At 70.8% G+C, this 13,110-nt stretch carries 12 protein-coding genes; 9 read left to right on the forward strand and 3 right to left on the reverse strand.

What is annotated here, in order from left to right:
• Positions 1–132: 132 nt before the first annotated feature.
• From argE to ACYVO7_RS02340, 6 genes are all read left to right on the forward strand, one after another.
• Complete coding sequence (gene argE / locus ACYVO7_RS02315) at positions 133–1,287, forward strand: acetylornithine deacetylase (RefSeq protein ID WP_460448229.1); 1,155 nt, start codon at positions 133–135, stop codon at positions 1,285–1,287.
• A gap of 165 nt (positions 1,288–1,452) precedes the next feature.
• Positions 1,453–3,051, forward strand: a complete 1,599-nt coding sequence (locus ACYVO7_RS02320; protein WP_460448230.1) for an ABC transporter substrate-binding protein — start codon at positions 1,453–1,455, stop codon at positions 3,049–3,051.
• Between the two features lie 150 nt (positions 3,052–3,201).
• Positions 3,202–4,179, forward strand: coding sequence for an ABC transporter permease (locus ACYVO7_RS02325; RefSeq protein ID WP_406856027.1), 978 nt, complete (start codon positions 3,202–3,204; stop codon positions 4,177–4,179).
• Positions 4,179–5,135 carry an ABC transporter permease gene (locus ACYVO7_RS02330; RefSeq protein WP_460448231.1) on the forward strand — a complete coding sequence of 319 codons (957 nt, stop codon included), beginning with the start codon at positions 4,179–4,181 and terminating at the stop codon, positions 5,133–5,135. Before ACYVO7_RS02325 ends, ACYVO7_RS02330 begins: the two co-directional genes overlap by 1 nt.
• Positions 5,132–6,181, forward strand: a complete 1,050-nt coding sequence (locus ACYVO7_RS02335) for an ABC transporter ATP-binding protein (protein ID WP_460448232.1) — start codon at positions 5,132–5,134, stop codon at positions 6,179–6,181. Before ACYVO7_RS02330 ends, ACYVO7_RS02335 begins: the two co-directional genes overlap by 4 nt.
• Positions 6,178–7,203, forward strand: a complete 1,026-nt coding sequence (locus tag ACYVO7_RS02340) for an ABC transporter ATP-binding protein (RefSeq protein WP_460448233.1) — start codon at positions 6,178–6,180, stop codon at positions 7,201–7,203. The genes ACYVO7_RS02335 and ACYVO7_RS02340 overlap by 4 nt, the downstream gene beginning before the upstream one ends.
• A 98-nt stretch (positions 7,204–7,301) precedes the next feature.
• Here ACYVO7_RS02340 and ACYVO7_RS02345 read toward each other — a convergent pair whose 3' ends face one another.
• Positions 7,302–8,612: a peptide ABC transporter permease gene (locus tag ACYVO7_RS02345; protein ID WP_460448234.1), complete on the reverse strand. Its 1,311-nt coding sequence runs from the start codon at positions 8,610–8,612 to the stop codon at positions 7,302–7,304.
• Positions 8,613–8,993: 381 nt separating this feature from the next.
• Between ACYVO7_RS02345 and ACYVO7_RS02350 the strand changes: the two genes are divergently transcribed.
• Positions 8,994–9,170 carry a hypothetical protein gene (locus tag ACYVO7_RS02350; RefSeq protein ID WP_460448235.1) on the forward strand — a complete coding sequence of 59 codons (177 nt, stop codon included), beginning with the start codon at positions 8,994–8,996 and terminating at the stop codon, positions 9,168–9,170.
• Between the two features lie 17 nt (positions 9,171–9,187).
• On the opposite strand, the gene ACYVO7_RS02355 is transcribed toward ACYVO7_RS02350, so the two are convergent.
• Positions 9,188–9,973 (reverse strand): SDR family oxidoreductase, encoded by a 786-nt coding sequence (locus tag ACYVO7_RS02355; protein WP_460448236.1) that lies wholly within the window; start codon positions 9,971–9,973, stop codon positions 9,188–9,190.
• Positions 9,974–10,183: 210 nt separating this feature from the next.
• Here ACYVO7_RS02355 and ACYVO7_RS02360 point away from each other — a divergent pair, with 210 nt between their 5' ends.
• Positions 10,184–10,987 (forward strand): endonuclease/exonuclease/phosphatase family protein, encoded by an 804-nt coding sequence (locus ACYVO7_RS02360; RefSeq protein ID WP_460448237.1) that lies wholly within the window; start codon positions 10,184–10,186, stop codon positions 10,985–10,987.
• Entirely contained in the window at positions 10,984–11,979 is a 996-nt protein-coding gene (locus ACYVO7_RS02365) for a lysylphosphatidylglycerol synthase domain-containing protein (RefSeq protein ID WP_460448238.1), read from the forward strand. The genes ACYVO7_RS02360 and ACYVO7_RS02365 overlap by 4 nt, the downstream gene beginning before the upstream one ends.
• Before the next feature lies 1 nt (position 11,980).
• Here the strand turns inward: ACYVO7_RS02365 and ACYVO7_RS02370 are convergent, their stop codons facing one another.
• Positions 11,981–13,108, reverse strand: a complete 1,128-nt coding sequence (locus tag ACYVO7_RS02370; RefSeq protein WP_460448239.1) for an extracellular solute-binding protein — start codon at positions 13,106–13,108, stop codon at positions 11,981–11,983.
• Positions 13,109–13,110 lie beyond the last annotated feature (2 nt).

A 13,110-nucleotide genomic window follows, 5' to 3' on the forward strand; every position in this document is an offset into this window, starting at 1 on the left:
AGGGGTGGGGCGGCCAGCAAATCGGATGGCCCAGCTTTGGTCAACGGCGGCGATCGGGGCCGCGGCCGCGGCCGGCGCCCTTGACGCGGCGCCGCGCGACGGAAACTCTGGCCGCAACCGGAGGCTATCCTGATGAACCTGACACCCCGCGAGATGCTGGCCCGCCTCGTGGCGTTTCCCACCGTCTCGCGCGATTCCAACCTGGATTGCATTCACTTCATCAGGGACTACCTGGCGGCCCACGGGGTCGAGAGCCGGCTCGTCCCCAACGCGGCGGGAGACAAGGCGAATCTCTACGCCACCGTGGGCCCGGCCGAGGCGGGCGGGGTCGTGCTGTCCGGCCACACCGACGTGGTGCCGGTCGACGGGCAGGCCTGGACGAGCGATCCCTTCACCCTGACGGAGCGCGACGGCAGGCTTTATGGCCGGGGCGCCTGCGACATGAAGGGCTTCGACGCGCTGGCCCTCGCCTTCGTGCCCGACATGCTGAAGGCGGGGCTGAAGCGGCCCGTCCATCTCGCGCTGAGCTATGACGAGGAGGTGGGCTGCCAGGGCGCGATCTCCATGGTGGACGAGATGGCCGCCCGCACCCCGACGCCCTCGGCCGTGATCGTCGGCGAGCCCTCGCGCATGAAGCTGGTCAACGGCCACAAGGGGTCGGTGTCCTATTTCACCACCGTGCGCGGCCATACGGTCCATTCCAGCCGGATCGACACCGGCGTGAGCGCCACCATGGTGGCGGCCCGGCTGGTGACCTGGCACGACGACGTCATGGAGGAGAACCGGCGCAACGCCGATCCGGCGAGCCCGTTCGAGCCGCCCTACACCACGCTGCATTGCGGCTACATCCGCGGCGGGACGGCCGCCAACGTGGTGGCCGACCGGTGCGAGTTCGTCTCGGAGATCCGCGCCATCCCGACCGAGGACCCGTGGGCGTTCAAGGCCCGCTTCGAAGCCTATGTGCGCGACGTGATCGAGCCCCGGATGCGGCGGATCGCCCCGGACGCCGGCGTCGACATCGTCCACCGGGCCGCCGTGCACGGGCTGCGCCCGGAGCCGGACGGGGCGGCCGAGCGCCTCGTGCGCCGGCTCACGGGCGACAACGCCGTGGGCGTGGTGTCCTACGGCACGGAAGCGGGGCTGTTCCAGCGGGCCGGGTGGTCGACCGCGGTGTGCGGCCCGGGCGACATCGCCCAGGCCCATCAGGCCGACGAATATATCGAGATCTCGGAGCTCGAGCAGGGCGCGCGCTTCATGCGGGGCCTGATCGCCGAGCTGGCCGCCTGAGCGCATCGTTTGAAGCCGAAAACAACTGGACCGCGCGCCGAAAGCCCGTCTACTCTCGCGGCTTCGCGCCGGACCGGCGCGTAAAATAAGCAATCCCGGAGATCGACGACCGCCGCTGTCGAGGGGACGCGACGGCGCTTCATCCGGAACGGAGGGTTTCACTCGATGCTTCGCAAGGTTCTCTTCGCGGCCGCAGCGGCCCTGGCGTTGTCGGCCGGGTCAGCCGCGGTGGCGCCGGTCTCGGCGGCCACCCTGCGCTACGCCAACCAGGGCGACCTCAAGTCGCTCGACCCCTACACCCTCAACGAGACGACGACGAACGCCCATCTGGGCAACGTCTATGAGGGCCTGACCTCGCGCGGCAAGGACCTGGCCATCGGACCCGGACTGGCCGAACGCTGGGAGACCCCCGAGCCGACGCGCTGGCGCTTCTACCTGCGCAAGGGCGTGAAATTCGCCAATGGCGAGGACTTCAGCGCCGACGACGTGCTGTTCTCGGCCGACCGCGTGCGCGCGGCCGGGTCGAACTTCACGACGCGCGTCCCCAAGGACGCCAAATTCGTCAAGGTCGACGACCACACCGTCGACGTGGTGCTGTCGTCGCCGAACCCGATCCTGCATTACCAGTGGGACACCTGGTACATCATGTCCAAGAAGTGGGCCGAGGCGAACAACGCCGTCGCCCCCACTCCGGCCAGCGCGACGACGCCGAGCTACGCCTCGCTCAACGCCAACGGCACCGGCCCGTTCAAGATCGAGAGCCACCAGCCGGGCGTGAAGACCGTGTTCAAGCCGAACCCGGGCTGGTGGGGCAAGCCGGAGCATAACCTCACCGAGGTGATCTTCACCCCGATCAACTCCGACTCGACCCGCGTCGCGGCGCTGCTCTCGGGCGAGGTCGACATCATCGAGCCGGTTCCGATCCAGGACATCCAGCGCATCAGCCAGACCGGCAACGCCCAGGTGCTGACCGGCCCCGAGCTGCGCACCATCTTCCTCGGCTTCGACCAGACCCGCGACGAACTGCTGGAATCGAACGTCAAGGGCAAGAACCCCTTCAAGGACGTGCGCGTCCGCGAGGCGTTCTACAAGGCCATCGACATCGAGGCGATCAAGAGCCGCGTCATGCGCGGGCTGTCGACGCCTTCCGCGCTGATGATCGCGCCCGAGCTGTTCGCGCTGTCGAAGGACTTCACCCGCCCGAAGGTGGATCCGGACGGCGCCAAGAAGCTCCTGGCCGAGGCGGGCTATCCGAACGGCTTCGAGGTCGGCATGGATTGCCCGACGGACCGCTACGTCAATGACGGGCCGATCTGCCAGGCGGTGGTCGGCATGCTGGCGCGCGTGGGCGTCAAGATCAACCTGAACGCCCAGCCCAAGGCGCAGTACTTCGCCAAGATCCTGAAGCCGAACGGCTACAAGACCTCGTTCTACCTGCTCGGCTGGACGCCCGGCACGCTCGACAGCCACAACGTCCTCTATGACATCATGGGCTGCCGCGACGACGCCAACGTGGCTCGCGGCGAGACGAACCTGGGCGGCTACTGCAACAAGAAGCTCGACGCGCTCACCGACCAGATCCTGGTGGAAACCGACGTCAACAAGCGCAACCAGCTGATCAAGCAGGCCTTCCAGATCGGCTTCGACGACTATTCCTACATTCCCCTGCACCAGCAGTCGCTGGCCTGGGGCGTGGCCAAGAACGTGAAGCTGGTGCAGCGCGCCGACAACCAGGTGCTGCTGTACTGGATCACCAAGCAGTAAGCCCGATCGTCACCGGCGCCTTCAGCGGGCGCCGGTGACGTCGCCGTTCTCCCCGACCGGGCGACGGCGCGGGATCCCGGCCCCGTTCCCGCCTGAACGGTCCGGCGGACGCCCGCTCAGACCATCCGCAAGGCCCCACGAAAGAGGACCATGCTCGCTTTCATCCTGCGCCGCCTGTTCCAGTCCGTCCTGGTGCTGCTCTCCGTCGGCGTGATCGCCTTTGCGCTGTTCAGGCTCGTCGGCGACCCGGTCAACCAGATTGTCTCCATCGACACTCCCTCCGAGCAGCGCGAGCAGATCCGCAAGGATCTCGGGCTCGACGATCCGTCGATCGTGCAATTCGGACGCTATCTCGTCCGGGCGGCCCGGTTCGACTTCGGCATCTCCTACCAGTTCCGCCAGCCCGTCTCGACGCTGATCGGCGAGCGCATGCCGGCGACGCTGGAGCTCACGCTCATGGCGGCCCTGATGTCGCTCGTCGTCGGCATCCCGATGGGCGTCTACACGGCGTTGCGGCGCGGCTCGTTCCTGTCGAGCGTGTTCATGAGCGTGTCGCTCATCGGCGTGTCGCTGCCCACCTTCCTGATCGCCATCCTGCTGCGCTGGATCTTCTCCGTGCAGCTCGGCTGGCTGCCCTCCTTCGGGCGCGGCGCCGTCGTGTCGCTCGGCTGGTGGTCCACCGGTCTGCTGACCGTCAGCGGAATCAAGGCGCTGATCCTGCCGGCGATCACGCTCGGCCTGTTCCAGATGACGCTGATCATGCGCCTCGTCAGGGCCGAGATGCTGGAGGTGCTGCGCACCGACTACATCAAGTTCTGCCGGGCGCGCGGGCTCTCCGACCGGGCCGTCCATTTCGGCCATGCGCTGAAGAACACGCTGGTGCCGGTGATCACCATCGCGGGCCTGCAGCTGGGCTCCATCATCGCCTTCGCGCTGATCACCGAATATGTGTTCCAGTGGCCCGGCATGGGCGCGCTGTTCCTCGGGGCGGTGCAGAATGTCGACATCCCGATCATGGCGGCGTATCTGCTTCTGGTGTCTTTCATCTTCGTCGTCGTGAACCTCGTGGTCGACATCCTCTACGCGGTGGTCGACCCGCGCCTCCGCGCCAACATGCAGGCCGCCTGATGGCCGACGTCACCTCCCCCCTGTCGACCCAGACGCCGGACCCGCGCTCGCGTTACGCCCGCTTCCGGGACTCCGACCTGCTGGCGAGCTTCCTGTCGTCGAAGCTCACGATGGTCTCCGGCCTGGTCACCGTGCTGATGATCTTCGGCGCCCTGCTGGCGACCTGGATCGCGCCCACGAACCCCTTCGACCCGGCCAGCGTCGACCTGATGAACTCGCTGTTCCCGCCCCGCTGGATAGAGGGCGGCGATCCGCGCTTCCTGCTCGGCACCGACAACCAGGGCCGCGACCTCTGGTCGGCCATCCTGTACGGGATGCGGGTGTCGCTGATCATCGGCATCGTGGGCGTCATCATCGCGGCCACGCTGGGCATCGGGCTCGGCCTGCTGGCCGGCTATGTGGGCGGGCGGGTCGACGCGCTGATCATGCGCGTGGCCGACATCCAGCTCACCTTCCCGGCCATCCTGATCGCGCTCGTCATCGACGGCGTGGTGCGATCGGTGTTCAAGGGCCTCGGCCGCGAGCAGACCGCGTTCAGCGTGCTCGTGGTGTCGATCGGACTGTCCTTCTGGGTCCAGTACGCGCGCACCATCCGCGGCTCGACCATGATCGAGAAGAACAAGGACTACGTGCACGCGGCCCGCCTGATGGGCGTCCCGGCCTGGCTGATCATGCTGCGCCACGTCCTGCCCAACGTGATCGGCCCCGTGCTGGTCATCCTCACCATCAATCTCGCGCTGGCCATCATCACCGAGGCGACGCTCTCCTTCCTGGGCGTCGGCCTGCCCCCGACGCAGCCTTCGCTGGGCACGCTGATCCGCATCGGCAACGACTTCCTGTTCTCCGGCGAATGGTGGATCGTGGCCTTTCCGGGCGTGACGCTGGCCGTGTTCGTGCTGGCCGTGAACCTGCTCGGCGACTGGCTGCGCGACGCCCTCAACCCGAAATTGCGATGACCGAACCCGTCCTTTCCGTCCGCGACCTCTGCGTCGAGTTCGTCACCCGACGCGGCGTGCTGCGCGCGCTCGACCGCGTCTCCTTCGACATCCACAAGGGCGAGGTGCTGGGGGTCGTCGGCGAGTCCGGCGCCGGCAAGTCGGTGACCGGCTCGGCCGTCATCGGGCTCATCGAGCCGCCCGGCCGCATCGCCTCCGGGGAGGTGCGGCTGCAGGGCGAGCGCATCGACAACCTCTCGCCCGAGGCCATGCGGCACGTGCGCGGCAAGCGCATCGGCATGGTGTTCCAGGATCCGCTGACCAGCCTCAACCCGCTCTACCGGGTGGGCGACCAGCTGACCGAGACCATCCGCACGCATCTGCCGCTGAACGCCGCGCAGGCGCGCCGCCGGGCCATCGAGCTCCTCGCCGAGGTCGGCATCCCGGCGCCCGAGCGGCGCATCGACGGCTACCCGCACGAGTTCTCCGGCGGCATGCGCCAGCGCGTCGTGCTGGCCCTGGCGCTCTGCGCCGAGCCCGAACTGGTGATCGCCGACGAGCCCACCACGGCGCTCGACGTCTCCGTGCAGGCGCAGATCATCACGCTCTTGAAGCGCATCTGCGCCGAGCGCGGCACGGCGGTGATGCTCATCACGCATGACATGGGGGTGATCGCCGAGACCGCCGACCGCGTGGCGGTGATGTATGCCGGCCGCGTCGCCGAGATCGGGCCGGTCCGCGAGGTGGTCAGCCGGCCGTTCCACCCCTATGCGGCCGGCCTGATGGGCTCCATCCCGACCCTGGAGAGCTCCGCCGACCGCCTCGTGCAGATCCCCGGCTCGATGCCGCGCCTCACCCGGATCCCGGCCGGCTGCGCCTTCAATCCGCGCTGCCCGCACGCGCATGACCGCTGCCGCGTGGAGCGGCCGGAACTCCTGAGCCGCGGCGAGCATCTCGTCGCCTGCCATCTCTATGACGAACCGGGCGTCGACGCCGAGGCCCTGGTGCAGCGCGACCGGGTCGCGGCCGCCGTCAGGCCCGCGGCGGTCGCCGGAGGCGTCGCATGAGCGCCGAGGCCGACCCGAACTTCGTCGACATCCGCGACCTGCGCCGCGTCTTCGACGTCTCCAAGCCCTGGCTCGAGCGGACGCTCGCGCGCGAGGGACGCCAGCATCTGAAGGCGGTCGACGGCGTGACGCTGACCATCCGGCGCGGCGAGACCTTCGCGCTGGTCGGCGAATCCGGCTCCGGCAAGTCGACGGTCGCCCGCATGGTGGTGGGCCTGCTGCCGCCGACCTCCGGCGAGGTGATGATCGACGGCGTCTCGATGACGGCGTCCAAGGACGCCGCCGCCCGCCGAAAGCTGCGCCGCCGCATCCAGATGATCTTCCAGGACCCTTACGCCAGCCTCGATCCGCGCTGGCGGGTGGGTCGGATCATCGCCGAGCCGATCCGGGCCTTCGGCCTCGCCCGGGAGCAGGGCGTCGAGGCGCGGGTCGGCGAGCTCCTGCGCCTCGTCGGGCTCGACCCTGCCGACGCGGCCAAGTTCCCGCACGAGTTCTCGGGCGGCCAGCGCCAGCGCGTCGCCATCGCGCGCGCGCTCGCGGCGGAGGCCGACTTCATCGTCTGCGACGAGCCCACCTCGGCGCTCGACGTGTCGGTCCAGGCCCAGATCCTGAACCTGATGAAGGATCTCCAGGACCGGCTGGGACTGACCTATCTGTTCATCAGCCACAACCTCGCCGTCGTGCGCCACATGGCGGCGACCATCGGGGTCATGTATCTCGGCCGCGTCGTCGAGGTCGCGCCGGCCAAGCGGCTCTTCTCGCATCCGCGGCACCCCTATACCCGCATGCTGCTCGACGCGGTGCCGGATCTGGCCATGTCGGGCCGGCCGCGCACGCCGGTGCAGGGCGAGATCCCGAACCCGATCTCGCCGCCCTCGGGATGCACCTTCAATCCGCGCTGCGCGCTCGCCAATGACCGCTGCCGCCGCGAGATCCCGCCGCTGGCGGACGGCGTCGCGTGCCACGCGGTGCATGAGGGCCGGGCGGACGCCAGCGCGCTGCCGCAGGTGGCCGGCTTCTAGAGCATGCCGTGTTTCGACGGAAACACAGCATGCTGTCGTTTCCTGGTGGTCGCATGCTTTGGCGCGAAAATCCGGTTTCCGCCTTTTCGCAGCATGCTCTAGGGCCTCAGCACGGGGCGCTGGGACCGGTTCGCGCCCGGTCCGGACGGAGTCTGCGCCGGAGACGGCGTCGGCTTGGCGTCGGCCGCCGTCTCCGGGGCGCGGCCCGGCTTCGGCCGGCTGGTGCGGTACTGGCCGCGGTCCACCGCGATGATGGTCACCGCGCCGAGCACGAGGGTGGAGAGCCACCAGGCCTGCGCCGCCCCTTGCCCGAGCGCCGCGAGCGTGAACGCGACGGTCAGCATCATCAGGGCGCCGGGGCTCGCCCCTGGCGAAAGCCGCTTCGATCCCACGACGGCGCGCGCCAGCAGCAGCGCGAGCGCGGCGGCGCCCAGGAAACCGAGCTCGAACCAGATCTCGAACAGAAGGCCGCTGGGCGACCCCGCCGGCAGGAGCCCGGCCAGGCGCGCCCGCAAGGCGGTGTCGAGCCCGTGGCCGGTGAGCAGGCGCAGCGGCTGGTCGGTGACGATGCGGCACCAGACCCGGATCGCGTCGGCGCGCGCGCTGGCGACCCCGAAGACGAGCTTGGCCAGAGGCCGCAGCGCGAAGGGGACGAGGGGGGCGGCCAGCACGAGCCCGGGCAGCAGCGCCAGCGCCACGCGCCGCCCCAGCCGCGGGTTGACGGTGGCGCAGGCGTAGACCAGCGCGCCCAGCACCAGCGCCACGAGCGCGGGCAGATTGTCGCCGAGGATCAGGGCCGCCGTCACGGCCGCCACGAGGGCGAAGCCGGAGGCCAGCCTGTCCTTGGAGAGCAGCCATGTCACGGCGGCGGGCGCCAGGACGACCGTGACCAGCAAGCCCCGCTCCAGCAAGGCGCGGTCGAGCTCGGGATCGGGGCTGCGGCCGGAGGCGGCCCGCCATGCGATGGCCAGGGCGGCCAGGGCGGCCAGGCCCGCCCCGATCGGCATCAGATAGAGATTGGTGACGCGCATGCGGTCCGGCAGGCTCGACACGGCGACGAGGCCGACCAGCGCAGACGCCGAGAGGTTCAGCAGGCGCTCGGTCGCCTCGGAGGGGAACGGCGTCCAGAGCAGCGAAAGCGCCGCCCAGAAGGCCAGGAACACCGCCACGCCGGCGGTCGGGGTCAGGAGCGAGCGAACCGCCCGGTCGAGCGGCTGGCGTCCCTCGCTCTCGATCGCGCTCGCCAGCACCATGAGGGCGATGCCGACCGGCGCGGCGACGACGAGGCCGCGCCGCGATCCGACGGCCAGCAGCGGCGCGGCCACGACCAGGATCGCGAACCCGAACCGGCGCAGAAGGCCTGCCGCATCCAGGGCGGGGTTGACGGACGGGCGGGCGGAGCGGGCCATGACGAGAGAGCGGGTTCCTGGGAGGGGACGAACCTCAACCACGGCAGCTTAGCGGCTGGGCCTCCTTCCGACTGTGCGCCGCAAGCCACACCCCGTCTTCCTTTTTCGCAACCGCGAGACGTAACTTGAAGGGTGCGCTCGGTGGCGCATCCCGACCTCGGCCCGGCGAGATGAGGGGGGTCGATCAAGGCGGGCCGAACGGCCCCTCACCCCCGCGCTTTCCCCGTTACGGGGAGAGGGCGTAAGCGGCCCGTCTCGGCCATGTGAACGCCCCCTCATCCTGGGGAGCCATGCGCCAGCATGGCGTCCCTAAGGATGCAGAGAGGAGACTCCGGCCTGAACCCGCCTTGGGCTGGCGCGTTGTGCGGGATGGAGGTCGCCATGGATGACGACAAGGACAGGCCCGTCATGAACCCGGGCGATCAGGCCCCGCCCGGAACGCCGGGGACGGGCGAGAATGTGTGCCGGACCTGCAAGGGCTCGGGCCGCGTCGGCGGGACGGAGTGTCCGGACTGCGGCGGCTCCGGCAAGGTGATCGAGGAGATCGGCGGGGCCTGAGCCCCGCCGTCGGCCGCTCAGACGCTGCGGGTCGCGCCGCCGTCGATGCGGATCTTCGAGCCCGTGACATAGGAGGCGGGCTCGCCCGCCAGGAACGCCACCACATTGGCGAATTCCTGCGGCGTGCCGTAGCGGCCGGCCGGGATGGCGGCGCGCGAGGCTTCGGCGATCTTGTCGACCGGCACGTTCTGGCGCTCGGCGTTGGCCTTGTCGAGCTGCCCCAGCCGCTCCGTCTCGATCCGGCCGGGCAGGACCATGTTGACGGTCACGCCGTCCGCCGCGACCTCGGCCGCCAGCGTCTTGGACCAGCCGAGGACGGCCGAGCGGATCCCGTTGGAGAGCGCCAGATTGGGGATCGGCTGCTCGATTCCGGACGACGCCACTGTGATCACCCGGCCCCATTTGCGCTCGCGCATCGGGGGAAGCAGGCGCTGGGTGAGGTGGAAGAGGTTGGCCGCCATGCCCTGGAACTGCGTGATCCAGGCGTCGCGCTTCACCTCGGCCGCGACGCCGGGCGGAGGCCCGCCGGTGTTGTTGACCAGGATCTCCACCCCGCCCTGCGCCAGCAGGGTCTCGCAGGCCGCGTCCACCTGGGCGAGGTCGCCGGTGTCGAGCCTGAGGGCGGAGACGCGGCCCCGCGCGTCGGCGGGCAGCTCGGCGATCCAGGCCTCGATCTTGTCGACGCTGCGCGCGGCCGCGAACACGGTCGCGCCCTCGAGAGCCAGCGTGCGGGCGATCGCGGCGCCGAGGCCGCGGCTTGCGCCGACGACCAGCGCCTTCTTGTCCTTCAGTCCGAGATCCATGGCGGCGTCATCCCATTCAGGTCGGCCCGTCGGGGCCTTGCGCCCGTCGTCCGGGCGGAGAGGCCGGGAGCCTAATGCCGCGTCCGGGCGGTTGGAAGGGCCGCCGGCGCAACCGCTCCATGAGGGATTGCGAGGTCGGGCCGAACGCTCGCCCGCCTCGGACGTTGCATCCGGGCGCGCGACGGCGCGTCGACCACACCGCAAGGACGCATGACCCGGATTCTCACCTACAACGTCCATCGCTGCCTGGGAATCGACGGCGTGCTCGATCCCGGCCGCATCGCGGCGGTGATCGCCGCCTGCCAGCCGGACATCGTGGCGCTGCAGGAGCTCGACGTCGGACGCCGGCGGACGGGCGGCGTGGACCAGGCGCAGGCGATCGCCGACCGGCTTGGGATGCAGATGCATTTCCACCCGGCTCTTCGGGTCATGGAGGAGCAGTATGGCGACGCCATCCTGACCGCGCGGCCCTCGCGCGTCGTGAAGGCCGGCGCGCTTCCCGGCCTCCGGTCCAGGCCCGGCATCGAGCCGCGCGGGGCCCTGTGGGCCGCCGTCCAGGCCCAGGGCGGCGAGGTGCAGGTGATCAACACCCATATGGGCCTGCGCGGCCAGGAGCGGCTGAACCAGATCGAGGCGCTGCTGGGTCCGGAATGGCTGGGCCACCCCCGTTGCGCGGATCCGGTGATCCTGCTCGGCGACTTCAACGCGGCGCCGCACTCGCGCGCCTACCGGCGCGTCGCGGCGCGGCTGCGCGACGCCCAGACCTCGCCCCCGGCGGCCAGGGCGCAGGCGACCTTTCCCAGCCGCATGCCGATGCTGCGCATCGACCACGTGTTCGTGTCCGGCGGCGTCGAGGTGACCCGGGCCGAGACCATCCGGACGCCGCTGGCCCGGGCCGCGTCGGATCACCTGCCGCTGCTGGTGGAGTTTCGGCTGACCCGGCCGAGCTCCCCGTCCCTGCGGATCGAGGTCGGGCGGGACGCGGCCCTCCGGGCGGAGGCGGCCCCCGCATGACGGTCGCCCAGGACGCGGGAACCGCCCCGCAGGCCCGAGACGAGGCCCGGACCGGCGCGCGCAGCGCCGGCGCCCGCAAGCGCCTCTGGTCGCGCGTGTTCGCGATCGCGGCCGTGGCGCTGTCAGCCTTCCTGATCTGGCGCACGTTGCGCCAGCACAGCTTCGACGAGATCGTCGCCTCCGTGCAGGCGGTTCCGGGTTCGCGCCTCGCCGCGGCGGGCGGCTTCGCGGCGGCGAGCTATGTGGCGCTGACCGGCTTCGACTGGCTGGCGCTGCGCTATCTCGGCAAGCCCCTGCCCTATTGGAAGGCCGCGCTCGCCTCCTTCACGAGCCTCGGCCTCGGCCACAGCATCGGCTTCGCGGGCCTGAGCAGCGGGGCCATCCGGTACCGCTTCTACGCCCGCTGGGGCCTCGGCGTCGGCGACGTCGCCAAGCTGGTCGTATTCTGCGGCGCAACGGTCGGGCTCGGCCTGCTGGCGCTCGGCGGGGCGGCGCTGCTGCTGCGCCCGGATCTCGGCGCCAGGGTGATCGGCCTCGACGAGGGCTGGGTCGTCGCGCTCGGGGTCGCCTGCCTGACGCTCACGGCCGCCTATGTGGCGCTGGCCGCCTGGGGGCCGCGGGCCGTCTCGATCCGGGGCTGGTCCATCGAGACGCCGCCCGTGAGGCTGGCCTTGGCGCAGATCGTGGTCGGGGCGGCGAACTTCGCGCTCGTGGCCGGCTGCCTCCACCAGGCGCTCGCCTCGCAGGCTGAGGTCGGCTACCTCTCGGTCGCCTCCGTCTACGTCATCGCCAACACGGCCACGATGATCACCCATGTGCCGGGCGGGCTCGGCGTGATCGAGAGCGTGGTGGGCGTGCTGCTGCCGGGCGCGAACCTGATCGGCGGGCTCTTGGCGTTCCGGGCCATCTACTTCTTCGTCCCGCTCGCCCTCGCGGGAGCGACGTTCGGAATCAGCGAGCTGGCCCACCGTCGTCGCAAGGCGGACCGCTGACCTATTTGCCGGTCTTCACCTTCTGCCAGCCCCGGGCGATCTGCTTCTGGATTCGCTCGTCCGGGGCGGGAACGGCAAACAACCGCCGCACCGCGTCGGGCGCCGGATAGACCGCGGCGTCGTTGGCGATCTGGGGCCTGACCAGCGGCCTGGCGGCCAGCACCGCGCTGGCGTAGCCCACGGCCTCGACGTTGCGGGCGGCCACGTCCGGCCGCAGCATGAACTCCACGAACGCGTAGGCCGCGTCCCTGTGCGGGGCGTCGGCAGGGATGACGAGCGAGTCGATCCAGATGGGCGCGCCCTCGCGCGGGACCAGGAAGGCGATCTCGACGCCGTTCTCCGCCTCCCTGGCCCGCTTGCGGGCCTGCACGACATCCGCCGAACTGGCCGCCGCCAGGCAGGCCTCGCCGCTCGCCAGTCCGTTGGCGGCCTCCGCCGTTCCATAGCGGGCGATGGCGGTGCGGGTCCGGAACAGCGTGTCGGTGGCGCGGTCGATGTCGGGCGGGCGCTTCAGGTCCGGCGGGAGCGCCAGCATGCGCAGGACGGCCGCGTAGATGTCGTCCGGCGCATCGGCGAGCATGACGCCGCAATCCTTGAGGCGGCCCACCTCCGTCCGGAACGCCATGTCCCAGCCGCCGTTCTGGCGGTCGCCCAGCCGCTCGCGGATCTTGGCGACGTTGTAGCCGATGCCGAACGCGCCCCACATATAGGGCGCCGCCGTCCCGGAGGGGTCGAAGGCGCGCAGGCGGTCGGCGACCTCCGGCCAGACGGACTTCAGGCCGGGCAGCCGGGCCCGGTCCAGCCGCGACAGGACGCCTTTGGCCGAGAGCCGCTGGACCATCGGCCCGGACGCCGCCACGACGTCGTAGCCCGCCTGCCCGCCGGCGAGCCTCGCCTCGGCGGCTTCGGGTCCGTCATAGGGGTCGTACAGGATGGTGACGCCGGTCTCGCGGGTGAAGCGGTCCAGCATCGCGGCGTCGAAATAGTCGGGCCAGGCGTAGAGGTTCAGCGACTTCGCCGCGGGGGCGGCCGGGGTCTGGGCCTGGATCGGGCCGGCCAGCAGCGCGACGGCCGCGAGCGCCGAAGCGCCCAGGATGCGAAGGAGAGCCAGCGCGCCCGGACCCGCCACGG

This window comes from Alsobacter sp. SYSU BS001988 (genome assembly GCF_054796215.1).

Excerpts from the sequence above, each read along its gene's own strand:
- ACYVO7_RS02355 (WP_460448236.1), bottom strand. The coding sequence starts at position 9,973 with ATGGATCTCGGACTGAAGGACAAGAAGGCGCTGGTCGTCGGCGCAAGC.
- ACYVO7_RS02365 (WP_460448238.1), top strand. The coding sequence starts at position 10,984 with ATGACGGTCGCCCAGGACGCGGGAACCGCCCCGCAGGCCCGAGACGAG.
- ACYVO7_RS02340 (WP_460448233.1), top strand. The coding sequence starts at position 6,178 with ATGAGCGCCGAGGCCGACCCGAACTTCGTCGACATCCGCGACCTGCGC.
- ACYVO7_RS02330 (WP_460448231.1), top strand. The coding sequence starts at position 4,179 with ATGGCCGACGTCACCTCCCCCCTGTCGACCCAGACGCCGGACCCGCGC.
- ACYVO7_RS02350 (WP_460448235.1), top strand. The coding sequence starts at position 8,994 with ATGGATGACGACAAGGACAGGCCCGTCATGAACCCGGGCGATCAGGCC.
- argE (WP_460448229.1), top strand. The coding sequence starts at position 133 with ATGAACCTGACACCCCGCGAGATGCTGGCCCGCCTCGTGGCGTTTCCC.
- ACYVO7_RS02335 (WP_460448232.1), top strand. The coding sequence starts at position 5,132 with ATGACCGAACCCGTCCTTTCCGTCCGCGACCTCTGCGTCGAGTTCGTC.
- ACYVO7_RS02320 (WP_460448230.1), top strand. The coding sequence starts at position 1,453 with ATGCTTCGCAAGGTTCTCTTCGCGGCCGCAGCGGCCCTGGCGTTGTCG.
- ACYVO7_RS02325 (WP_406856027.1), top strand. The coding sequence starts at position 3,202 with ATGCTCGCTTTCATCCTGCGCCGCCTGTTCCAGTCCGTCCTGGTGCTG.
- ACYVO7_RS02360 (WP_460448237.1), top strand. The coding sequence starts at position 10,184 with ATGACCCGGATTCTCACCTACAACGTCCATCGCTGCCTGGGAATCGAC.
- ACYVO7_RS02345 (WP_460448234.1), bottom strand. The coding sequence starts at position 8,612 with ATGGCCCGCTCCGCCCGCCCGTCCGTCAACCCCGCCCTGGATGCGGCA.